A 22,842-nucleotide genomic window follows, 5' to 3' on the forward strand; every position below is an offset into this window, starting at 1 on the left:
CTTTTAATCTTTCAATGATTAAATCTTTAAATTACTGACCGATATTCACATTCATATTCATTCCGGCGCTCAGTTTATCCAGATCTTCTTTTTTATTGGAAGCTGTAAATTCTATTCTTACAGGAATTCTCTGCTGTACTTTAATGAAGTTTCCGGTAGAATTATCGGTAGGTACACTTGAATATCTTGATCCGGTAGCTGCAGAAACCGCTGTTACAACTCCTTCAAATTTTTTCCCTCCTAAAGCATCAGCTGTCATGGAAATTTTTTCTCCTACTTTGATATTTGGCATCTGGCTTTCCAGGAAATTAGCAGTTACCCATTTCTGCCCGTTCAGAACGATAGTTGCAACCTGTTGTCCCGGCTGGATCAACTGCCCTTCAGAAATTGTTCTTCTTCCCATTACTCCATCATAAGGTGCTGTAATAACCGTATACGAAAGATTGATTCTCGCCATATCCAAGGCAGATTTTGTTCTTTTAATTTCAGCATCATTAATCCCCAATCTGCTTTTCACTTCTGTAGTGGAAAGGTTTGCAGATTGTTTTTGATTCACTAAGGTTTCATAAGCGGCCTTTTGCGCATCATATTCTGTCTTCACCTGATCATATTGCTGTCTTGTAACCGCTTCGGCTGATAAAAGATTTTTATATCGGTTTAAATTCTGCTCAGCATTCCACAATCTGGCTTTTGCTCCCGCAATATTAGACTGCATCACGTTGATATTGTTGGAAACCGTATTCACAGAAGAACTTGTTGCTGTTTTTTGCGCCATTGCATTCTGATAAGCAGCTTCTGCCTGTCCCAATTGGGTAAGAATTTCACGTTCATCAAGGATTACCAACGTATCTCCTTTTTTTACACGTTGATGTTCAATGAATTTAATTTCTTTGATGTATGCAGAAACCCTTGTATTGATAGGATTGATAAATTCTTCTACTTGTGCTGCTTCCGTATAGGTTTTACTTCCGATGTGGAAATATTCACGTATTAACCAGAATAATCCGAAACCGATCACCAGAAAAACAATGATATTAGAAATAATAGCTCTGATTTTATTGGTTTTATTTTTCTTTTTCTTGTTTTCTGCAGCAGATGCTGCCGGAGTTGGTGTTGTATTTTGAGTAGTTTGTTCCTTGTTTTCCATTGTGTTGATTGTCAGTTTTAAAAATTAAAGTGTTCCTGTAGATTTCAAAAGGTTGTAGTACTGATACAAAACATTGATTTCTGCATTGGCATAATCAAGTTCTGACTGTAGTTTCTGGTTCTGAGCATCAAGCATTTCTGCCTGTACAGCCAATTGATTCAGATATTTGGCCTCCGTAATCTTGTAGTTTTCTTCCGCCAGTCTTTTGGAGTCATTCAGAATATTCGCCTGCTGAATTGCTTCCTGATATTTTGTATAGGCTGCATTCACTCCCATATCTACATTCTGCTGTACCAGAGTCATGGCATCATTCGCCTGATTCTTTTGCAGCTCACCTAATTTTACTTTTTCTTTTGTTTTATAAAGAGTGTCTATATTATAACTCAAAGAAACCCCGGTCTGCCAGCCTCCTGAGTACATATCTAAAACAGGATTTCTTGTCGTAATCGGTCTTTGGAGTGTATATCCTCCAAATCCAGCTAATGTAGGTGCATTATCCGTTTTGATAATCTCAATATTCTTATCTGCTACCGCAATATTTTTTTGAGCTGATTTCAATAATGGATTGCTTTCATGGGCAAGATCTGTATAATACTCCATGCTTATTCCGGATTCTTTATTCTCTAAACTTTCTGTAGGAACAATCTCCGTGTCAGAAGATAACCCTAAAGCAATATTCAGGTTATAATTAAGAATTTTCTTATTGTTGGTAAGAGTAAGAATTCCCTGATCCAGGTTCTTAATGGCCAATTCTCCACGAATCACTTCATTTCGGGTTACCATTCCCTGCTGGTAGAATTTCTGAATGTTTTTAAGACGTTCCTGAGCCAGTTTTTTATTATTCTGAAATACCTCTTCCTGATTGATAATTTTATAGACATCCAGATAGTTGGAAATCACTAAAAACTTCACATCCTGCTTATTTTTCTCTAAATCCAGTTCCGAAAGCTGCTCACGAAGCCCCGCCATTTCAATAGATTTATTCACCAATCCTCCTTTGAAGATTAACTGTGTTGCCTGCACCGCGTACGAACTTCCGTAATGCGGCATTGGAACATTGGTAGAGTTTGAAAAGTCTTTATCGATAGCTACTGCGTCCCCTAAATAGAACTGGCTTGTAGAAGCCGTGATCGTAGGAAGTTTCTGAAGCTTAACAACATTTGTATTTTGTTTTGCAATACCAATGTTCTGTGCAGAAACCTTGAGCTGCTGGTGATTTTGAACAGCAAGCTCCGCTACCTCACCTGCGGTCATCTGCTTAATCTGTTGTGAAAAAAACAGCGCAGGAAAAGCTGCTATCAGTACAGATAGTGCTGTTTTTATTTTCTTTGTCATTTTACCTTGTTTTACAGATGCAAAGTTAGGTCAATAACAAAATCAATCAAATGTTTGATTTTTGGAAAAAGATGTTCAAATGTAAGATTTTAATTTTCAAACTGATGCCTGTACTGGGAGGGGCTTACTTCCAGATGCTTCTTAAAAAAGTGAGAAAACGAGTATTGATCACTGAATCCGAGAATAGAAGAAACCTCTGAAACCGGTTTATTGGAGGAGTTTAAGAGTACTTTTGCTTCATTGATAACAATTAAAGCGATGATTTGGCTTGCAGACTTTCCTGTAATGGTCTTTACCACAGAAGACAGATGTCTGGTTGTAATTGACTGCCGTTCGGCATAAAACTCAACGGTTCTTTCTGTAAGATGATGTTCTGCAATATCAGTAAGAAATACAAATACAATTTCTTCCTGTCTGGACATCTGATTCATAGAACTGTTATCCTCTTTGGAAATGATTCCTGCCATCTGATAGCAGAAAACAGAGAAAAGATGTTCTACCATTTCTTTCTTGTAAAGCATTTCTGTTTCAGAATCCAGGATATACTTCAGGAAATTGACGCTTTTCCAGACGACTTCCATTTCGTCCTCGGGAAAAGGAACTCCCTTATTCATCTGCTGCCTGAAATAACGATAGGTAATGAGGCGGTTAAATTTCAATGACAAAGCTGAAATAAATTCTCTTTTATAGGAAACCATCCTCGACTGAAAATCATCAGTCACTCCCACCACTTCATAAATGGTCTGTGGATCAGTTACCATAAACATATTAGCAGAAACTTCCAGATCACTGAAATGCTGGCGAAGTTTTATAGTTCCTGATTTAATAAATATAAAAGCTGGGTTATCGGGACGAAACGGTTTACCCACAGCTATTCGCTCGAAAATATTACGTTCCGTGAAAATATCAACTCCGAATTTTTCTAGGGCAGACATAAGGCAAATGTAAGCAATCTTACCAGTGATTACAAAATTTTATTATTTTAGCATTAATCCAATTTCCCTTCAGTATGAGAAAGGTTGATCTATTATTTGCCGAATACAGTAAAAGCCATAGAAATGCGGCCAACAAGTTCATTCACTGGATTTGTGTGCCTTTAATTTTCTGGTCAATTCTCGGCTTTGCTTCCCTGATTCCCTCCCCTCATTTCTGTGCTTCTTATTTTGGATGTGTCAGTATCATAAGCCTTATTATGATTATTCTGATCACCCTGTTCTATATAAGACTGTCTTTTTTGATCTCATTTATAATGATCATAATAATGCTTGTCATGGAGCATTTTATCTATCTGACCAATATCAGTTTCGGAAGGCAATCATGGATGGTTTATTTTTCTGTATTCATTATCACCTGGATTTTCCAGTTGATAGGCCATAAAATAGAAGGACAAAAGCCTACTTTTCTCAAAGATCTTAAGTTTCTTCTGATAGGACCTATCTGGTTATTAGGCTTTATTCTTAAAAAAATCGGAATCAAATATTAATCTTCCAAAGCATACACGGCAAAACTTGCCAGCCAGTGGTCTCCGCCATAATTTCCTTGAAAAAGCAGTGGCAACCCATTATTTAGAAATACATCTGCCGTTTTCCTGAATTCTTTTTTCAGTGGATGGCTGGCGGGAAGTGCGTTTGAAATTCCTTTCATACACCATGCTTTTGAAAAGGATAATCCCACAAGGTGAACGGTCTGATAATCGCTGAGATCACTTACCACAGGAATTTTTTCAACATTTTCCAGGCTTCTTTTTTCGTAGAAAGCATTCAGCCACTGTACAAATTCTTTTTGAGGAAGAACTCTGCGCATAAGATCTGCAATTTCAAGACTTGGCGAAAAGAAATCTGATCCGTCAGGCTCAAGATAAGCAGGTGTTTTCTGTTCTTTTAAAAAGAAGTATTTAGCCTTTTCCATCAGCTGGTTTTCAAACTCCTTATCTTTATTTGCCCTAGCCCAGTCTATGGCAAAAGACATTGCAAATGCCGTATTAGGGTGAACTCCAGTTCTGTTGGGATAGGTTTGTTTGGGAAGATATGTTTTCCAGGACTTCAGAATCTGGTTGGTTAACGGTTTCAGGTTTTCGTGCCATATTTTAGCTTTCGGATGATCCCAGTTTGTCAGCTCTTCATCTAGCTTTAAGATCCACGCCCAACCATAGGTTCTTTCAAAAGTTCCAGTCAACTGATATTTTGTAAAATAATCTGCTTCTGTCTGCAGCTTTTCTTTCTGAAATGATTCATCCAGAATTTTTTCAATGTCTTTGGCATTAGACAGATTTGGTTTTGTTTTTAAAAGTCTTGTCAGCATCCAATGTCCATGAACAGAGCTATGCCAGTCGAAACAGCCATAAAAACTAGGGTGAAGATCTTTGGGAGTCAAAGGAACTTCTCCTGCATTGTTGATGATATGGGCCGTTTTATTCGGATATTCCTGATTGATACAATGAAGTGGTTTATCAGATAATTTCATCGCCATCTCGTCTGTAAGTTTCGGAACTTCCTGGGCATACATCAAAAATGGAGAAAACACAAATGCTAAAAGACTTTTTTTCATGAATTAAAAATAGAAATAATTTACTGTTTCAACAATTTTCAGGACCTATTTTAAGTTCGTTCTCTTCATTTTTTTGCTTTTCAATATGTATTTTGATCTTTTGTTTAAAAATTTTAAATAAATCTGAAACATAGTCACTTTTAAGCACGCTTTTTGATTATATCCATGAAAAACTAATTAACCCATGAAAAAAATTATTTTTCTATTATCAGGTCTTATCCTGATCAACTGCAGCAAATCTGGTGGTGAAAAACAGGAAGTGAAAGCCGATCTGATGGAAGTTCTGACCGAAGATAAAGCACCTTCTGCAGCAGCAGCACCTATACCTCCATCATTTTCTGTTTCCGAAAAACTTCTTCCTGATGAAAATGGAACAAACAAAGAAGCTTATAAATCAAAGAAAACAGATACGATCTCCAAAAAAATCATCAAAAAAGGAGATATGAAGATTCAGGTAGGTGATGTTAAAAAAACTCAGAACCAGGTCAATGAGATCATCAAGAAAAACAATGCTTACATCCAGAAAGAAGAGTTCCAGAATATGGATATGGATGATAACCTTACTTTGATTATCCGTGTACCCCATAAAAATTTTGATGCATTAATTAATTCTTTTTCAGATGGTGTAGGAACCGTTTTGTCTAAAAACATTTCATCTAATGACGTCACAGAAGAATATACCGATATAGCCATAAAGCTTGCCAACAAAAAAATATATCTTGAAAAATACCGTGATATGCTTAAAAAGGCTGCTACCACGAAGGATATGTTAGAAATCCAGGAAAATATCCGTGAGCTGGAAGATGAGATCGACATTGCTGAAGGCAGTCTTCGTTTTATTGATGACCGTGTAAATTACAGTACTCTGAATTTAAACTTATATAAAGAGAAAGTAAGAAGCTCAACTACCTCAAAAATTGGATTTGGAAGCCGGTTTGTAGATTCTTTGACTGAGGGTTGGAACAGTTTTGTAAGTTTTCTGTTGGGAATGGTTTCATTATGGCCGTTCTTCTTGCTCATTCCTGTTATTATCGTTCTTTGGAGGAAATGGAAATCAAAGAAAAAGATTCAAAATTAACTTATTAAAAATCCGGGCATCTTCGATGCCCGGATTTTTACTGCATTATCAACAATTTATACTGTTTCCAGTAAGCTGTTAAAAACAATAATAATGCAATAGCCATGTTAAGGGCTGTTAAATATTTTCTAAGCGAAAGGTTACATTGTAAAAAGGCAAAATGATCCGTTACAAGCAGCTTTTTACTATCATTTTTATTTTACCATATATTACTATTTCCCAAGCACAAACACTGCAGGTATTTTATGAAGTTCCGGCTTCTGCTTCTGCCAATCTTTTATAGATTTTGTCTTAATGAATTCATGCTCCGGATCATTGATATTGGCAGCAATACACAATTTGGTATTAGGTGATAAAAACTTGCACAAATCTTCAAAAAGCTGATTGTTTCTATATGGTGTTTCCATGAAAATCTGTGAATATCCTGTTTTCTGAACAAGGTTTTCAAGATTCGTGATGTGTTTCTTTTTCTCTCCTTTATCAATAGGAAGATAACCATGGAAGGTAAATTCCTGTCCATTGAATCCGCTGGAAATCAAAGCAAGTATAATGGATGAAGGTCCTGAAATAGGGATTACTCTGATGTTTTTCTCATGACACCATTTCACAATCAGGTTTCCGGGATCTGCAATACAAGGCAATCCTGCTTCTGACAGCAATCCGAAGTCCTGCCCTTTCAGCATCAGTTCCTGAGCTTCTTTGATATCTGCGTTTTCTGTGTATTTATCTAATAAAAATAACTTCAGATCAGCCTGTTTTTTTTCAGGAGCAAAAAATTTAACAACCTTTCTTGCTGTTTTTTCATTTTCCACAAAGAAATAGTCTGTCTGCATGATATAATCCTTCAAAACAGGTGAAAAGTGATTGATAGAAGTATTTTCTGATAAGTAAGCAGGGAGTAAAAAAAGCATTGTATTATTTTTTTAGTTCTTTCGTTAAGTTATGGTTGCGGGAAATATTTTGTATTTTCACGCTTATCATTTTGATATTTGGTTCTTAATAGCATTACATCCTCTATCCAGAAGCTGAAAGACCTTTTCAAAATCGCTCATATCTCCCCAATAAGGGTCCGGAACTTCAGCATTTTTATGATCTCCCAATACTTCCAGAAACAAAGATACTTTCTGTCGTTCTTCTTCATTCCTGGTTTTAGAAACCACGTCTTCAAATACATCAATATCCATGCAGTAGATCTTATCAAAGGTTTCAAAATCTTTTCTGGTAATAGGTCTTGATCTCTGTTCTGAGATATCAATATTATGGTTAGCGGCAGTTTTAATGGCTCTTTTGTCTGGATGCTCTCCTTCATGCATTGAAATGGTTCCTGCTGAGTCTACCACAAAATTTTCCGGTACTTTTGCTTTCATAATCCCCTCTGCCAGCGGACTTCTGCATATATTCCCCAGACAAACCATTAATATTTTCATATTCTGTTTATTTAAAAAAGAGTCTTTTGTCCCAACAAAACTAAATAAAAAATGAAGAATAAAACTATCCTTCATTTCAATTTATTTTTGTTCAGCAATACTATTGCTTGATTCTTTCAGTAAGGTCTTTAACGTATTTCTTGATTTCTTTGTCAATTTTCGATACATCTTTGATAGTATCACATGCATACATTACTGTAGAGTGGTCTTTACCTCCCATTTCTTCGCCAATTTTAGTAAATGTAGAATTGGTGAATTCTTTAGAGAAGTACATGGCAAGCTGTCTTGGCAATGCAATCTCTCTTTTTCTTGTTTTTGACAGCAATTGTTCTTTTTTGATTCCAAAATAATCACATACTACTTCCTGGATGTAAGGAATGTTGATGATCTTTTTCTGGTTGGCAGCAATCCTGTTGATAGTTTCCTTAAGCAATTCAAGACTAAGATCTCTTTTGTATACTGTAGAGTAAGCGATTACAGAGTTAATTACTCCGATAAGTTCTCTTACATTGGTTTTCGTTTCCACAGCAAGGAAATCAAGCATATCTCCAGGGAGAACAATTCCGTCTCTGCTTAGTTTATCTTCAATGATTTGTCTTCTTGTTGATAGATCCGGAGATTTGATTTCTGCAGAAAGCCCCCATTTGAAACGGGAAACAATTCTGTCCTGAATATCCATAATATCAGCAGGAGCTTTATCTGATGTAAGAATAATCTGTTTTCCATTCTGATGCAGATGATCAAAAATATGGAAGAAACTATCCTGTGTTGCTGATTTTCCGGATAAGAACTGAATATCATCAATAATCAGTACATCCACCATTTGGTAGAAATTTGCAAATTCTGTCTGCTTGTGTGCTTTGGCAGCAGAGATAAACTGCTGGATAAACTTTTCAGAAGACAAATAAAGAACTACTTTATCTGGAAACTGGTTTTTTACTTCAAGGCCTACAGCTTGTCCTAAGTGGGTTTTTCCAACTCCGTAACCTCCATATAAGAATAACGGGTTGAAAGCTGTTGCTCCAGGTCTTTTGGCAATAGATCTGGCTACAGTGGCTGCAAATTTATTACTTTCTCCTTCTACATAACTATCAAATGAATAGTCTGGTTTCAGGTTAGAATCTATATTTACTTTTCTAATTCCAGGAACTACAAAAGGGTTCACAATATTAGCAGAGAATCCTTGTGGCATTGTTTCCTGTGTTTTTGGAGTAGGAACGCTTTGTCCCTTGATGTTCATGGTAACTGGTTTTTCTTCACCTTTTGGTCTGTTTTCCATCACAGAATACCATAATTTCACTCCTTTTCCAATATTTTTCTTCAGGGCAGCAGAAAGTAAGGACAGATAATTATCCTCTATATATTCCTTGTAAAAATCACTCGGTACGATCAACGTAAGGTTGTTTGCTACTAATGAAAGCGGCTGAACCTTATCGAATAACATATCGAAAGATTTTTCAAGTTTTTTCAGGTCAGAATTGTCTTCAGCTGCGTTCAGGTTATCACGCATAAACTGAAGGCATTTCTGCCATATCATCATTAAATTGTCATCCATTTTTTATGCCCCGATTATTCTTTGTTTGTACTGTGTTTAGAAGGAAGACAAAGGTCCAATTTTTTCTTTTCAAAAAAAAATATTGCAGGTATTGATTATTTAAAAATATATTTGTATGTATAATTTAGCACCTAAAATGATACACACAACACACTCAATACGAGTACGTTACGCAGAAACAGATCCTATGAAATACGTATACTACGGCAACTATGCAACGTACTTCGAAGTGGGGAGAGTTGAGCTCTTCAGAAGCATAGGAATTTCATACGATGAAATTGAAAACCAAGGAATTTGGCTCCCTGTTTCGGACTATAAAATTAAGTATATCCGACCAGCTTTATATGATCAAAAATTAGAAATTCATACTTATGTTAAAAAAATACCTGGAGTAAGGATCGAATTTGAATATGAAATTTACAATGAAGAGCATATTAAAATAACAGAAGCTTCTACTACCCTATTCTTTCTGGATGCGAAAACCAATAAGATCATCAAGTGTCCCGATTTTCTGATGGAAATGATAGAGAAGAATTGGGAGGAGATCAGGTAATAGGGATTAGGTTGCAGGGATTAGGTAAATTTTCTGTGAAGTAGTGATCAAAGTTTGTAAAGGTCAATAGTGAATTTTGCTTCGCAAGTGAAGAGTGAATTTTTTAATGAAGCCAAAATATTTATCTCCAACTATCAACCAACTAAATAAACCAGCAACGATAACCCGCATCACAAAACCCGAAACAAAACTAAGCCACTACATTAAACTTTAAACATCGAACTTTGAATCTTATTTATGAATTAATTCGCACCTTTGTACCTTTATTTTAATCATCCCTTATATATTATATTATGAAGATTGCATTTTTGGGACCTCATGCCAGTTTCACCCAGCTTGCCGCAGCGCAGCTGTTTCCTGATGAAGAGTTATTACCACAGGCCAGTATTCTGGATTGTTTTAATGCTGTTGAAAACGGAGAAGCAGTAAAGGCTGTTGTACCTTTGGAAAACTCTATTGAGGGAACAGTTTCTATGACGCTGGACTATTTATATAAAACCCCGTCTATTAAAATTGAGGCAGAAGCGGTAATGCCTATTGCTCATCACCTGATGATTCACCCGGAAAACTCTATTGAGAATATTGAAAGAATATATTCACATCCACAAGCGCTGGCTCAGAGCTTCCATTTTCTGGACACCCATTATAAGGAGATTTCAAAGCAGGACTTTTCTTCTACGGCAGCAGCTGCAAAATTTGTTTCAGAGAACAGGGAGACCGCTATTGCTGCAGTGGCCAACCAGTTTGCCGCCAATTTATATGGGCTGAAAATTATCAACCGTAATATTCAGGATTTCGAACAGAATCATACCCGGTTTATCATTATCTCTAAGCAACAGGATACATACCAAAATAATAACCTGGAAACTTTGGGAGAAAAAGCAGGAATGCTGATAACTCTTCCGGAAGATCATCCGGGTGGATTACATCAGGTCTTATCGGTTTTTGCATGGCGGAAGATGAACCTCAGTAAAATTGAATCCAGAACATTAAAGACCGGACTGGGCAATTATTTCTTCTTTATCAACGTGGAAGGACCCTGGGAAGAAGTCTTACATGGAAATGCACTCAAAGAGCTTGAATCTATCAATGCTAATGTTGATTTTCTTGGAAACTATAAAGAATTCCTCTTAGAAAGCTAGAAAAAAGTCAATAAACACACTAAAAACACTGCTATTAAAGCAGTGTTTTTGCTTTTAAACCGACTAAAAACCGAAAAAAACACAATTTTTATAAAAAAATATCCGGCGTCCAGCACCTTCCTTTTACAATAAAAATAACCCACACATTGGGGAGAAATAATTTTCCTTAAACACCTTATAAACAGACGATTAATTATAAGATAAATATAATAACTCGTAATTAAATTATGTAGTAATATTATATAAAATATAAACATATGTTTAAATATATTACACCATATTAATATTAAAATTATAAATTTCACAATGGTGAGTGTAATTTTTATTGTATATTTGCTTAGCAACTAATTAAAAATCTTGATCATGAAAACTAAACTTTACAGCTTAATGTTAGCATGCGCAACCTTACCTTTATTTTCACAAGTTGGAATCAATACAGCTACTCCATCTGCAACTTTAGATGTTAATGGAACACTGAAAGTTAGAGATACACCCGCAGCTACAGCATTACCTGGCTATCAGGTTTTAGCAATTAACCAGGGAAGCACTCAGGTTTACACCGTAGACCCAGCATTATTAATAGCCGCTTCAGGAACTAATACTACCGTATATTCTGCAAAAAAAAGCACCGGCATCAGCCTCCTTACTGTAGGTGTATTGGGAGATTTCAAACCTGTTAATTTTCTAGCAGCCGAAAGAACCATAGGTAGTGCAGCTTTATTCAATGATGCCACTTCAGCTTATACAATACCATCAGATGGAATATATGCTGTATCATATTCATTCCGTTTTGGAACAGGACTTCAAGCTTCTTTATTAAGTGGTGGTACCGGTATTGGAATCACCAGAACAAGAGGAGCCGGAGCCGGCGTTACTACATTAATAGACTCCCGTATTTTCAGTGGTGTCAATCTTATTGTGGCTAGCTTAACTATCTCGGACAGTTATATTAATGCACTATATTCTTTCCAGGCAGGTGATAGAGTAAACTTTGGATTTATTGATCCAGGTATCAGCTTATCGCTATTATCAACGAGTACTACATCTTTCTCCATTTACAAAATATCAAACTAGTAAAACATATTGTTAGTTATCTATACCATTTAACCCACCACTTATACTGTGATGGGTTAATTTTTTTAAATAGCTTTTCAAACATTTCTTTATATTTGATAAAACTAATGAAATGAATGAACTTGTTGCTGTCATCATATTTATAGTAATCTTCATCATTTTCAACAATCTGAATACCAAAATCAGAAGACTTGAAAAGGAAATCACCGACCTTAATTACAAAATCAATAAGGCCCCGGCTCAATCTGAAGTAATCCATAAAAAAACTTCAACAGAAGAAACTATTGTTCCTCAGCAAGTACAACCTCATCAAATTGTTCCTGAAGAAGTAAAACACAGGGAAGAAAATAAAGAAATCCCACCATCAGTTCAAAAAGACTGGCTAACTCCTGTTTTTGATTTCCTAAAACAAAATGCACTTACCATCATTGGTATTTTTACTCTTGTTCTCGGAATCGGTTATTTTGTGAAGTATGCTATTGATAAAAACTGGATTGGAGAAACGGCAAGAGCAGGAATTGGTTTTTGTACCGGAGCTGGAATCATCATTATAGGACATTTCCTTAGAAAGAACTATACAGTATTTGCATCTATTATAACCGGAGGTGGAATTGCCATATTGTATTTCACCGCCACGATTGCCTTCCGGGAATATCATCTTTTTACACAGAATACATCTTTTGTAATCACCGTACTGATTACGGCAGCATCTATTATTTTATCCTACTATTATAAAAGTGAAGTCTTAATCATTTTCTCATTAATAGGAGGCTTCAGCGCTCCTTTGATGATCAGCACAGGGCAAAGTAACTACCCTTTTCTTTTTATTTATCTCACTCTTTTAAATATTGGAATGCTTGTAGTCTCTTTTCTTCAACACTGGAAAAGTGTTGGATGGACTGCCTATATTTTCACAACCGCTTATCTTTTTTATTGGACAAATGAGAGCACGGAACTCTTAAGCATTACTTTTTACATGATAAGTTATGTGATTTTCTATCTTTTTGCCCTGCATGATTACATCAGGAAAAACATACTTTCAACATCTGATATTCTAATACTTGCTTTTGCTAATTTTTCGAGTATTCTTGGACTCCTCTATATTTTTGATACTTTAGCCTATGAACCTCCAATTATTTTTCCACTTATTTTCGCAGCAGTCAATTCCATTCTGCTCTTTAAAGAGCATGGACGAAAAAACTTCGGAGTTGCTTATTCTGTATTTGCAGGACTTGTTACCAGCCTTATCACTACAGCTGTAGCCATTCAGTTTAAAACCCACCTTATTACCAGTATCTGGGCAATAGAAACCACCCTGCTGCTTTTCATCTGGAAAAAAACAGGTCATAGCATTTTCAAAACCTTTTTCTATCTTTTATTTCCAATGGTCATGATCGCTCAGATTGTAACCTGGACAGAATATTTTGGAACCAGCGACTTTAATATCATCTTCAACCCTCCGGTTATCACCAGTTCATTTACAATAGCTTCTATTATTGCCAATTTATATTTATTAAGAAATACAAAACAGGAATCAAACGAAAAAACCAATAACTTTTTTGAGGATCTTATTACGGTAGTAAGTTATGGGGTTATTTATATCACTTTTCTTCTTGAGATCACCTACCACATTTCAGACATGCCATGGACAGCAATTGCTGGTGTAGGATTATTATTTACTATTTATTATATCTTTATATTATTACTTATCAGAAAGCAACTTCATATCATAAGTGATATTCATACCGCTCTGATTTATCTGTTTTTTATCCTGGCAACTGTTAACCTATCTGTTTCAGTCTCATCAATTGTCCCTGATATTTTAACAAAAAGACTGCATTTAAGTTTTTATTTACTTCATTTGCTTCAGTGGATTCCTTTTATATATATATGTTTCAGGATTATCCCTTCATCGGAGTTTCATAAACGCCAGATTTCTTACTGGATAATGTCTTTGGCATTTATTATTTGTGCAAGCTGTGAACTTCATCATTCCTATGTTTTAATGGCTTCTGATGATATTCCTCATTCTTATGAAGCAAGCGAACACTTCAATATTCTTTACCTTCCTATTGTATGGACCATTCTTGCCAGTATTTTTATTTATACAGGTTTGAAAAAGAATATTCAGGAATACAGCAAGATTGGTTTTGTATTGGTAGGGCTCATGGTTTTAAAACTCTATAGTTATGATGTATGGCAAATGGATAATATTTCCAGAATCAGCGCCTTTATTGCTCTCGGAATTATCTTGTTATTAAGTTCTTTCGCTTTCCAACGTCTGAAAAACATCATCAGAAATATGATGGATAAAAAAGATAAAAGTGAGGAAACCACAGACTGATAATCAAGATAAAAGTTTTTATTATAATTAAAATGTAAAACAATCTAAGATTTCATTCACATTTTATAAAAAATAACTATATTTATCACGTTTTTAACAGTTACATATTCTGATTATGAAAAAATTACTCTATTCTTTTTTAATACTATCTTCTGCTACTTTATTTGCACAGCAAAAAAATCCTGCTGTAAGGTTTGCAGTTGCTGACAACGCTATCGGAACAGTAGAATTGTTCAATGCGAAAAAGAACGTATTGCAGGTTTCTAAAGTATACAATACTCCGGCAAGCCTTCCCCAAAGTTTAAAAAAATACAGTTCTGTTTTTACAAAAGGGGTGACTGAATACAAATTCAAAAACGGAGAAAATATATTTGACAGAATGTCATTATCCAACTTCAATGCACAATATAATCTTCCGGCAGACAATCCGGTATTTATTGAAGGCTATGAATTTACAGATACCAGCACAATGATTTATCCTGAGATCAAGAAAAGAGCGGAAACAAAAGATTACAACGGTAAGAAAACATTATTTATTTACACTACCGAATAAATTATTGAATACAATAAAAGAAGGATGCCGTTTTTCAGCATCCTTCTTTATTTTTAATATTTATTGTTCCATTTTTTCTTTAGTTCCTCATAAATCTTCTTTTCCGTAGCATTATTTCCGGGTTCATACAATTTCACATTCCTGATTTCTTCAGGAAGAAAGTCCTGTTCTACAAAATTCCCTTCATAAGAATGTGCATATTTATATTCTTTTCCATAGTCCAGGTCTTTCATCAGTTTTGTAGGAGCATTTCTCAAATGAAGCGGTACCGGCAGATTTCCGGTTTGCTTCACTAAAGCCAGCGCTTCATTAATGGCCATATAAGCAGAATTGCTTTTAGGAGAAACCGCAAGATATACGGCTGTTTCACTTAATATAATTCTCGCTTCCGGATTTCCGATCACATTGATCGCCTGAAAACAATTGTTGGCAACCACCAGCGCATTCGGATTAGCCAGTCCCACATCCTCAGCAGCCAGAATGAGCATTCTACGGGCAATAAATTTAATATCTTCTCCCCCGGCAATCATTCTTGCCAGCCAATACACCGCTCCATTGGGATCACCACCACGCATTGACTTGATAAAAGCTGAAATAATATCATAATGCTGCTCACCGTTTTTATCATACAGCGCCATTGTTTCCTGAAGAACTTCAAGAACATCAGTATTGATGATTTCTGTTGTGTTTGAATTTTTATATTGATTCAAAACCAACTCTACAGAATTGATTAACTTTCTGGCATCACCGCCCGAATATTGAATGAAGGCTTCTTTTTCAAGGATTTTAAAATCAGTTCCTTCATCTTTATTATATCTTTCAGAAGCAATATCAATCAATTCCTCCAGTTTTTCATAACTCAGGGCTTTTAAAATATAGACCTGACTTCTTGAAAGCAAAGCTGAAACTACTTCAAAGCTTGGGTTCTCCGTAGTCGCTCCTATCAGAACAATCCAGCCTTTTTCTACTGCATGCAGCAATGAATCCTGCTGAGATTTATTGAAGCGATGAATCTCATCAATAAATAAGATGGGTGATTTTCCTGAAAACAGATTCTGTTTTTTAGCATCATCAATGACATCACGAACATCTTTTACTCCGGAAGAAACCGCAGAAAGTTTATAGAATTTCCTTCCTGACTGTTCTGAAATAATTTCAGCCAATGTTGTTTTCCCGGTTCCTGGAGGCCCCCAAAGAATCAGCGAATTCAGGGTATTATTTTCAATCATTTTTCTGATTGTTCCTTTATCGCCGGTAAGGTGTTCCTGTCCCAATACATCATTCAGGGTTTTGGGTCTTAATTTTTCAGCTAATGGAATATTTTGATTCAAAGTAATTCTATTTTTTAAGATCAATGTTCCGGATTTTTGATCTCCGAAACTTATAACAAAATTAAACTAATTTTCATTTTTTTACCCTATTTTTGCATTGTTTTGAAACTTACATTCAATAAAATCATTACATTTCCGCTGGTAATTTTGATAAAATTTTACCAATGGTTCATCTCGCCCTTACTTCCCAAAAACTGCCGCTACGAACCTACCTGTTCTCATTATATGATTGAGTCTCTCCGGGTTCATGGGATCTTTAAAGGTTTCTGGCTGGGATTTAAAAGGATTTTAAGGTGCCATCCATGGGGAGGCAGCGGTTATGATCCCGTTCCACCCAAACATAAATGTCAATAATCAAACTATTAAATCAATAGAAAAATGAATACTATTTTTTTCAGAATTTATCTTGTGCTGTTGGCGTTCACAACGCAGCTTCTTTTTGCACAGGAATACCCTGGAGGTTTATCTGACGGAACTTTAGATATCAACGGAAGCAACGTTCCCGTGAAAATCTATTCTACTACAGAAATGGGAGACCTGACAGCTTTTCCGGACAAAGCCATTAATAATAATGTTGTGGTTATTCTGAATGGATCAAGCCTTGAACCTTCTTATTATAATTATGCAGCTTCAGCATTAGCAAGATTCAAAGATTCCAAATACCAGTTTTTTGATAAAAACTTTAAGCTGATCAATACTCCTGCTACTCAAGAAAATGTTACAACGTTCAAATATGCAGTAAAATCTGCAAAACCTATCACAGATTCTGATAAAGTAGAACTTGAAACTCCATTTAAAATATGGGACCCTTCAAAAGGACTTCATATCGGATCATTTACCCTTCACTTTTATAGTTTGATGTTTGTATTTGCATTTGGTTTCGGATATGTTTTAATGACCAGAATTTTTAAGATTGACAATATTAACCAAAGATATCTTGAACCTCTTTTCACATGGACATTAATTGGGACAATCCTTGGGGCAAGATTAGGACATGTTATTTTTTATCAGCCTGAATTGTTTAAAGAGGATTTCTGGAGTGTATTTTTACCAATCAGTACAAAGAATGGATTAAAATTCACCGGATTTTCAGGACTGGCGAGCCACGGTGCTACTATCGCTCTGATTTTCACCACCCTTTATTATTCATTTAAAGTCATCAGAAAAAATCCATTCTGGGTTTATGACAGATTAGGTATTGTAGTAGCTTTAGGAGGTGCTTTCGTAAGAATGGGGAACTTTTTCAATTCTGAAATCGTAGGTAAACCTGCAGATCCAAATTCTCCTTTTGCCTTGCTTTTCCCACAGCAAAGCAGTGAATATGGTCTTACTGTGCCCCGTTATCCAAGTCAGCTATTTGAAGCTGTAGGATACGTTCTTCTTTTCATTTTATTATGGATACTTTACAGAAAGACAGATAAAAAATATCAGCAGGGATGGTTGTTCGGTTTGTTCTTTATCATTCTCTGGGCCATCAGATTCTTTGTTGAGTTCCTTAAAGAGCCGCAAGGTGACGAATTCATCCAGATTGGCGGCCTGAATACAGGCCAGGTACTTTCTATTCCGTTTATGATTGCAGGAGTTGTTATCATGATCGTTTCTAAGAAATTTAAGATCACTCCGGAAGAAAACGAGAAACCTGAATACATTGAAAAAGCGTAAGCACATACGGGAAATTGAAAAACTCCGGTTTTAAGATAAAAGAGGCAAATTTGTATCACTACAGATTTGCCTTTTTCTTTTAATTCTATTTTAAAGAGCCATTATTTGTTCTATTACAAACTCCTTGCAACTTTCCTGTTCAGCTCCTCAAAAACATTTCCGAATTCACCAATAACATCCGTAGGGAGCATAGATTCTTTTGAATGCCTTTCTGAAGCAAGATCGGCAGATCTTCCGTGAAGCCACACTCCTAAAATACAGGTTTCTTCTTCAGAATATCCTTGTGCTGAAAGGGAAGTCAGAATTCCGGTAAGGATATCTCCACTGCCACCTTTTGCAAGACCTGCATTCCCAGTTATATTGTAAAATACATTTCCCTCCGGAGTTATGACTTGTGTATGATGATCTTTCAATACAATATAAATATTATGTTCTTTTGCTTTTTCTCTGGCTAATTCCAGTCTTTTAAAAGAATTTTCTGTACTTCCGAAAAGTCTTTCAAACTCTTTCGGATGAGGAGTTAGGATTGATTTTTTGGGTATTAATTCCAGATTTTCCGGATCTTTTGAAATAATATTTAATGCATCGGCATCAAGAATGAGTGGAATTGTATAGTTTTTAAGAAAACCCAGAAAACTTTTTTCAGTATCTGAATGAGTTCCCAGTCCGGGTCCTATGCCACAGGTAAAGTCTTTATCAACCTCAAAGTTTGTTACAAACTGTTTTCCTCCCGCTATAAACATGGCTTCCGGACATGAGGTCTGCAGTATCTCATATCCACATTCCGGTGCCAGAGTGAATGTCAGACCAGCTCCTGTTTTTAAGGCGGATTGTGTAGCAAGAACAGCAGCTCCTATTTTCCCATAACTTCCTCCTATGATAATGGCCTTCCCATAGCTTCCTTTATGAGAGAACTCGTGTCTGGGCTTGAATATAGATTCTATCAGCTGATCATCAATAACAAAGTATTCCACGTTGGTTGTATCAGCATAGGTATTGCTTAAATCAATATCCAGCACTTCTACTTTTCCGGTATATTTTCCTGTTTCAGGATGGAGAAAAGCTCTTTTCCAGCATTGAAAAGTCAGGGTATAATCAGATTTCAGAATAATGGGAGCGTTATCAAAGATTTCATCAGCAGGCAATCCGGACGGAATATCAACGGATATTTTAATATTTTTTCTGGCGTTCAATTGCTCAACAAGTTCTTTGTACTCACCTTCCAACGGTCTGGATAAACCTGTTCCGAAGAGAGCATCAATAATGATTGTTTTATCATCAAAATTATAGTGTTCAATCTGATCAAATTTTCTGACCGAAATTCCTGATATATCACGAAGCCTTTTCAGGTTCACCAAAGCGTCTTCCGAAAATTTCCGTTTGGAATCACCTACAAATACATCTACATCAAAACCTTTCAGATACAGTATTCTTGCTACTGCCAATCCATCTCCTCCATTATTTCCGTTACCACAAAATACAGCCAGCTTTTTATGATTTTTACAATGTTCCGAAATCCAATGCGCCGCTGCCATCGAAGCCCTTTCCATCAATTGTATGGATGAAACCGGCTCGTGGGAAATCGTAAACTGATCCCAGCTGCGTATCTGTTCTGCAGTAAAAATTTTCATAGGTAAAACAAACTTTTAAGCAAATTACAAAAGATTTTTCATTATGATGCCACGTCAATAACAAAAATAATGAGACCTCATTAATGAAGTAAAGTATCTGTAAAAAGCTGAAATATTCATTAAAACAAATTCTAAGAATTCATCATAAAATTCAATATTTTGGGAATAAAAAACTATAGAAATTAGTGTTTTTTACATTTTTAAATTATATTTTTGTGTATATACTAATTAAAAAAATATAAATTATGGGATTTGTAAAAGAATTTAAAGAGTTTGCCTTTAAGGGGAATGTTCTCGATCTGGCTGTCGGTGTGATCATTGGTGCAGCTTTTGGTAAAATTGTTTCGTCTTTAGTGGAAGATGTCATTACCCCTCTGATACTCAACCCGGCATTGAAAGCCGCCGGTGCAGAAAACATTGCAAAACTTTCATGGAATGGTGTTGCTTACGGAAATTTTATTTCAGCCGTAATCAGTTTCCTTTGTATTGCTATGGTTCTTTTCTGGATCATTAAATTCGCCAATAAAGTCAACAAAAAAGAAGCTCCGGCTCCTGCAGGACCTACAGAAGATCAAAAATTACTGACAGAGATCAGAGATTTGTTGAAAAACAAAAATATATAATCAGTAAACCTGATAACAGTCTACAAAATAAAAGCACCTCCATGGAGGTGCTTTTTATCTTTTGCTATATCATTCCAGACTATTGAATCTGTAAAATACTCGAAATCTGTTCAGCCAGGGAAAGTCCTATTCTGTCCTGTGCTTCAAGAGTAGAAGCTCCCGTGTGAGGGGTAAGAGAGATTTTAGGGTGATTAAGGATATCTTTAGAAGGTGTTGGCTCATTAATGAAAACATCCAATCCAGCAAATCTTACTTTACCAGAATCCAATGCCTGAATTAAAGCTGCTTCATCAATAACTCCTCCTCTGGAACAGTTGACAACAGCTACTCCGTCTTTCATTATTTCAAATTCATTCTTGCCAATCATATAGCCGTCTTTCTGAGCCGGAACATGGAGTGTAATAAAGTCTGAATGTTTTAAAACCTCCTGTAATGGTTCTGTTTCTATATCAACATTGATAAACTGGTTGTTGTAAAACTTTACTTTAATGCTTGCTTTTCCTACATTATTATCAGCTGCAACCACTCTCATCCCAAGACCTAAAGCAATTCTGGCCACTTCCTGCCCGATTCTTCCCATTCCTACGATACCAATTGTCTTTCCTCTCAGTTCAATACCGGCAGCATATGCTTTTTTAAGACTTCCGAATTCAGTATCACCTACCAGAGGCATTTTTCTGTTGGAATCCTGAAGAAATCTTGCTCCGGAAAATAAATGAGCAAAAACAAGTTCAGCCACCGATTCCGAAGAAGCAGAAGGAGTATTGATCACGTGGATCCCCTTTTCTCTTGCATAATCCACATCAATATTATCCATACCTACTCCACCTCTTCCAATAATATCTATAGATGGGCAGCCGTCAATAATATCTTTTCTTACCTGTGTAGCACTTCTCACCAATAGAGTACGGATTTTGTGCTCGTTAATATAATCTACCAAAAATTCCTGTGGAACTTTTGTAGTAATCACTTCAAAGCCTTTTTCTGTCAATGCGTCTATTCCAGATTGATCCAGGCCGTCGTTTGCTAAAACTTTCATAAAATATCAAGTATATTAAAAAAATGAAAGATTTAAAAATTAAAGGAACTGGTTCACATTTAATCTTTAAATCTTTGAATTATATTTTTATTCGCCGTCTTCTTTGAATACTTCAATGGTTACTTGTTTTTCTACCAAATCCGTAAATCTTCCTTTGTATCTTGTAGCTCTTACCAGGTGATTGTCTATCCAGTGATAATTTCCCCCTCTTGGTTTTCCGCAAAGTACGCTGTGGTATTTGAAACCATGCTTATCCAGCCAGTCTATGGTGATTTGTTTCAGATTTTCGGTTCTTGAAGTAAAAAAGCAGATCTGATGCCCTTCATCATACCATCTGTTGACAGTTTCCAATGCATCAGGATAAGGTTCGCAGGTAACCATTCTTTCCGGTTCTTCGTTGGGAACATCATCTGTAATGGTTCCGTCGATATCTATTAAGTAATTTTTTACGCCATCCTTTAGAATAGGACTAATGTGTTCAATGTATTCTAATTCCATTACTAAATATTAAGTAACAAAGTTAGCGTTTTTACAACTATCAGGCACGTTAATCTTAGTTTATGTTAAAAACATACCATAAAAACTATTATTTAATGAATATTATTAATATTTTATTAGTCATTTCATTACAAATAGTTAAAATTTTTCGTTTTGATATTTCTTTTTATGAGTATTATAATAAGAATCTACAAAAAAGACAAAGTGAATTTGCAGATTTACTGATCAACATTCACGGCCTTCTCAACATTATTACAAAAAGCATGATGTTTATCTAAAAATTTCCAAAATACATTTATTACTCTTACATTTGTAGGAATGGAAGAATTTGTAGTTTTAGTAAATCCTGAAGATGAAGTTTTAGGGCTGATGGAAAAACAGCAGGCTCACATCAATGGCCTGCTACACCGTGCTTTTTCTGTATTTCTGTTCAACAGTAAAGGAGAGATGCTTCTTCAGAAAAGAGCTTCAGGAAAATACCATTCTCCCAATCAATGGACCAATGCAGTGTGTTCTCACCCCAGACATGGGGAAACTTATAAGGAAGGAGCAATACGCAGGTTAAAGGAAGAACTCGGAATTGAGGCAGAACTTTCGGAAAAATTCAATTTTATTTATAAAGCAGATGTAGGTGGCGGCCTTTGGGAGCACGAACTGGATCATGTATTTGTGGGAAATCATGAAGCTGATTTCAATCTAAATAAAGAAGAAGTGGAAGATGTAAGGTTCATTTCCCCGGAAAATCTGGATAAAGAAATCTCAGAACATCCTGAAAACTTTACAGAATGGTTCAAAATCATCCTCGAAGAATATAAACACCATTTTTAATGATGAAAAGAATATTGTTGTTTTCTGCAATTGTAACAGGAAGTCTGTTTTTTGCCCAAAAAGCAAAAGTATATGAAAATTCCAACTACTCTATTCAGGTTCCTGATGGCTGGAGATCTACGAATGACAGTGAGATCATCAATATTTTTCCTACCAGCCAGATCGGTGCTATTACGATTTCTGAGTACCATGATTTAGCACTTTCAAAAGATGAAGTTAAAAAATTCATCCTGGCACTTTATCATTCACAAGACCAAGAGTCCAAAGTAAAAGATAAAAGAAGCCAAAAAGGATATACAGAATATCTCTATGAACACTTTGATGAAAAAGAGAAGCTGTTCTGGATCACCAAAGTTTTTCAAAAAGACAAAAATTTATATTTGGTTTCCATCAACTGTGGCCAGAAATTCTGGAACGGAAACTACATGACCCAATTTAATGAGACTTTTAACAGTTTTAAAATAAAGAAATAAGA

At 35.7% G+C, this 22,842-nt stretch carries 23 protein-coding genes; 12 read left to right on the forward strand and 11 right to left on the reverse strand.

Annotated features, from left to right (window positions below; translation table 11 throughout):
* Positions 1 to 31 precede the first annotated feature (31 nt).
* The 3 genes from SFA27_RS15180 to SFA27_RS15190 form a co-directional block, all read right to left on the reverse strand.
* On the reverse strand, positions 32 to 1,147 hold the full coding sequence (locus SFA27_RS15180; RefSeq protein WP_264518371.1) for an HlyD family secretion protein: 1,116 nt from the start codon (positions 1,145 to 1,147) through the stop codon (positions 32 to 34).
* Between the two features lie 24 nt (positions 1,148 to 1,171).
* Positions 1,172 to 2,482, reverse strand: coding sequence for a TolC family protein (locus SFA27_RS15185; RefSeq protein WP_407293237.1), 1,311 nt, complete (start codon positions 2,480 to 2,482; stop codon positions 1,172 to 1,174).
* Between the two features lie 89 nt (positions 2,483 to 2,571).
* The gene (locus tag SFA27_RS15190) at positions 2,572 to 3,417 is read right to left on the reverse strand and encodes a helix-turn-helix domain-containing protein (protein WP_407293239.1); all 846 of its coding nucleotides are present in this window, start codon (positions 3,415 to 3,417) and stop codon (positions 2,572 to 2,574) included.
* A gap of 74 nt (positions 3,418 to 3,491) precedes the next feature.
* Between SFA27_RS15190 and SFA27_RS15195 the strand changes: the two genes are divergently transcribed.
* Entirely contained in the window at positions 3,492 to 3,965 is a 474-nt protein-coding gene (locus tag SFA27_RS15195; protein WP_407293241.1) for a DUF962 domain-containing protein, read from the forward strand.
* On the opposite strand, the gene SFA27_RS15200 is transcribed toward SFA27_RS15195, so the two are convergent.
* Entirely contained in the window at positions 3,962 to 5,029 is a 1,068-nt protein-coding gene (locus SFA27_RS15200; RefSeq protein ID WP_407293243.1) for a DUF2891 domain-containing protein, read from the reverse strand. The genes SFA27_RS15195 and SFA27_RS15200 overlap by 4 nt on opposite strands.
* Before the next feature lie 184 nt (positions 5,030 to 5,213).
* On the opposite strand from SFA27_RS15200, the gene SFA27_RS15205 reads away from it, so the two are divergent.
* Positions 5,214 to 6,107: a DUF4349 domain-containing protein gene (locus tag SFA27_RS15205; RefSeq protein ID WP_407293246.1), complete on the forward strand. Its 894-nt coding sequence runs from the start codon at positions 5,214 to 5,216 to the stop codon at positions 6,105 to 6,107.
* 212 nt (positions 6,108 to 6,319) lie between these two features.
* On the opposite strand, the gene SFA27_RS15210 is transcribed toward SFA27_RS15205, so the two are convergent.
* The 3 genes from SFA27_RS15210 to dnaA all read right to left on the reverse strand — a co-directional run bounded on the left by SFA27_RS15210 (position 6,320) and on the right by dnaA (position 9,089).
* Positions 6,320 to 7,018 carry an SAM-dependent methyltransferase gene (locus tag SFA27_RS15210; protein ID WP_047376840.1) on the reverse strand — a complete coding sequence of 233 codons (699 nt, stop codon included), beginning with the start codon at positions 7,016 to 7,018 and terminating at the stop codon, positions 6,320 to 6,322.
* Positions 7,019 to 7,084: 66 nt separating this feature from the next.
* A complete protein-coding gene (locus SFA27_RS15215; RefSeq protein WP_407293250.1) occupies positions 7,085 to 7,534 on the reverse strand; it encodes a low molecular weight protein-tyrosine-phosphatase in 450 nt (149 codons plus the stop codon).
* Positions 7,535 to 7,634: 100 nt separating this feature from the next.
* The gene (dnaA, locus tag SFA27_RS15220) at positions 7,635 to 9,089 is read right to left on the reverse strand and encodes a chromosomal replication initiator protein DnaA (RefSeq protein WP_047376841.1); all 1,455 of its coding nucleotides are present in this window, start codon (positions 9,087 to 9,089) and stop codon (positions 7,635 to 7,637) included.
* A 136-nt stretch (positions 9,090 to 9,225) separates the two neighbouring features.
* Between dnaA and SFA27_RS15225 the strand changes: the two genes are divergently transcribed.
* From SFA27_RS15225 to SFA27_RS15245, 5 genes are all read left to right on the forward strand, one after another.
* Positions 9,226 to 9,642 (forward strand): thioesterase family protein, encoded by a 417-nt coding sequence (locus tag SFA27_RS15225; RefSeq protein WP_047376977.1) that lies wholly within the window; start codon positions 9,226 to 9,228, stop codon positions 9,640 to 9,642.
* A 293-nt stretch (positions 9,643 to 9,935) separates the two neighbouring features.
* The gene (pheA, locus tag SFA27_RS15230) at positions 9,936 to 10,784 is read left to right on the forward strand and encodes a prephenate dehydratase (protein ID WP_407293253.1); all 849 of its coding nucleotides are present in this window, start codon (positions 9,936 to 9,938) and stop codon (positions 10,782 to 10,784) included.
* A gap of 363 nt (positions 10,785 to 11,147) precedes the next feature.
* Positions 11,148 to 11,858, forward strand: coding sequence for a hypothetical protein (locus SFA27_RS15235; RefSeq protein ID WP_047376843.1), 711 nt, complete (start codon positions 11,148 to 11,150; stop codon positions 11,856 to 11,858).
* Positions 11,859 to 11,970: 112 nt separating this feature from the next.
* Entirely contained in the window at positions 11,971 to 14,202 is a 2,232-nt protein-coding gene (locus tag SFA27_RS15240) for a DUF2339 domain-containing protein (protein ID WP_407293255.1), read from the forward strand.
* A gap of 115 nt (positions 14,203 to 14,317) precedes the next feature.
* Entirely contained in the window at positions 14,318 to 14,755 is a 438-nt protein-coding gene (locus tag SFA27_RS15245; protein WP_047376845.1) for a hypothetical protein, read from the forward strand.
* A gap of 53 nt (positions 14,756 to 14,808) precedes the next feature.
* Here the strand turns inward: SFA27_RS15245 and SFA27_RS15250 are convergent, their stop codons facing one another.
* Positions 14,809 to 16,086, reverse strand: a complete 1,278-nt coding sequence (locus SFA27_RS15250) for a replication-associated recombination protein A (protein ID WP_264518380.1) — start codon at positions 16,084 to 16,086, stop codon at positions 14,809 to 14,811.
* Between the two features lie 102 nt (positions 16,087 to 16,188).
* On the opposite strand from SFA27_RS15250, the gene yidD reads away from it, so the two are divergent.
* Together yidD and lgt are read left to right on the forward strand one after the other, a co-directional pair.
* Positions 16,189 to 16,440: a membrane protein insertion efficiency factor YidD gene (gene yidD / locus SFA27_RS15255; RefSeq protein ID WP_047423501.1), complete on the forward strand. Its 252-nt coding sequence runs from the start codon at positions 16,189 to 16,191 to the stop codon at positions 16,438 to 16,440.
* A gap of 444 nt (positions 16,441 to 16,884) precedes the next feature.
* On the forward strand, positions 16,885 to 17,748 hold the full coding sequence (gene lgt, locus SFA27_RS15260) for a prolipoprotein diacylglyceryl transferase (RefSeq protein ID WP_047376979.1): 864 nt from the start codon (positions 16,885 to 16,887) through the stop codon (positions 17,746 to 17,748).
* A 113-nt stretch (positions 17,749 to 17,861) separates the two neighbouring features.
* Here the strand turns inward: lgt and SFA27_RS15265 are convergent, their stop codons facing one another.
* Positions 17,862 to 19,379 (reverse strand): NAD(P)H-hydrate dehydratase, encoded by a 1,518-nt coding sequence (locus SFA27_RS15265; protein WP_407293258.1) that lies wholly within the window; start codon positions 19,377 to 19,379, stop codon positions 17,862 to 17,864.
* Positions 19,380 to 19,624: 245 nt separating this feature from the next.
* On the opposite strand from SFA27_RS15265, the gene mscL reads away from it, so the two are divergent.
* Positions 19,625 to 20,002 carry a large conductance mechanosensitive channel protein MscL gene (mscL, locus tag SFA27_RS15270; RefSeq protein ID WP_407293261.1) on the forward strand — a complete coding sequence of 126 codons (378 nt, stop codon included), beginning with the start codon at positions 19,625 to 19,627 and terminating at the stop codon, positions 20,000 to 20,002.
* Positions 20,003 to 20,081: 79 nt separating this feature from the next.
* On the opposite strand, the gene SFA27_RS15275 is transcribed toward mscL, so the two are convergent.
* Positions 20,082 to 21,041, reverse strand: coding sequence for a D-2-hydroxyacid dehydrogenase (locus SFA27_RS15275; RefSeq protein WP_047376849.1), 960 nt, complete (start codon positions 21,039 to 21,041; stop codon positions 20,082 to 20,084).
* An 87-nt stretch (positions 21,042 to 21,128) separates the two neighbouring features.
* A complete protein-coding gene (locus SFA27_RS15280) occupies positions 21,129 to 21,539 on the reverse strand; it encodes a phosphoheptose isomerase (RefSeq protein WP_047376850.1) in 411 nt (136 codons plus the stop codon).
* Positions 21,540 to 21,857: 318 nt separating this feature from the next.
* On the opposite strand from SFA27_RS15280, the gene idi reads away from it, so the two are divergent.
* Both idi and SFA27_RS15290 read left to right on the forward strand, forming a co-directional pair.
* Positions 21,858 to 22,367, forward strand: coding sequence for an isopentenyl-diphosphate Delta-isomerase (gene idi, locus SFA27_RS15285; RefSeq protein WP_047383422.1), 510 nt, complete (start codon positions 21,858 to 21,860; stop codon positions 22,365 to 22,367).
* On the forward strand, positions 22,367 to 22,840 hold the full coding sequence (locus SFA27_RS15290) for a hypothetical protein (protein ID WP_047376853.1): 474 nt from the start codon (positions 22,367 to 22,369) through the stop codon (positions 22,838 to 22,840). The genes idi and SFA27_RS15290 overlap by 1 nt, the downstream gene beginning before the upstream one ends.
* Positions 22,841 to 22,842: the final 2 nt, after the last annotated feature.

This window comes from Chryseobacterium sp. HR92 (genome assembly GCF_045689405.1).
Taxonomy (GTDB): Bacteria; Bacteroidota; Bacteroidia; order Flavobacteriales; family Weeksellaceae; genus Chryseobacterium; species Chryseobacterium viscerum_A.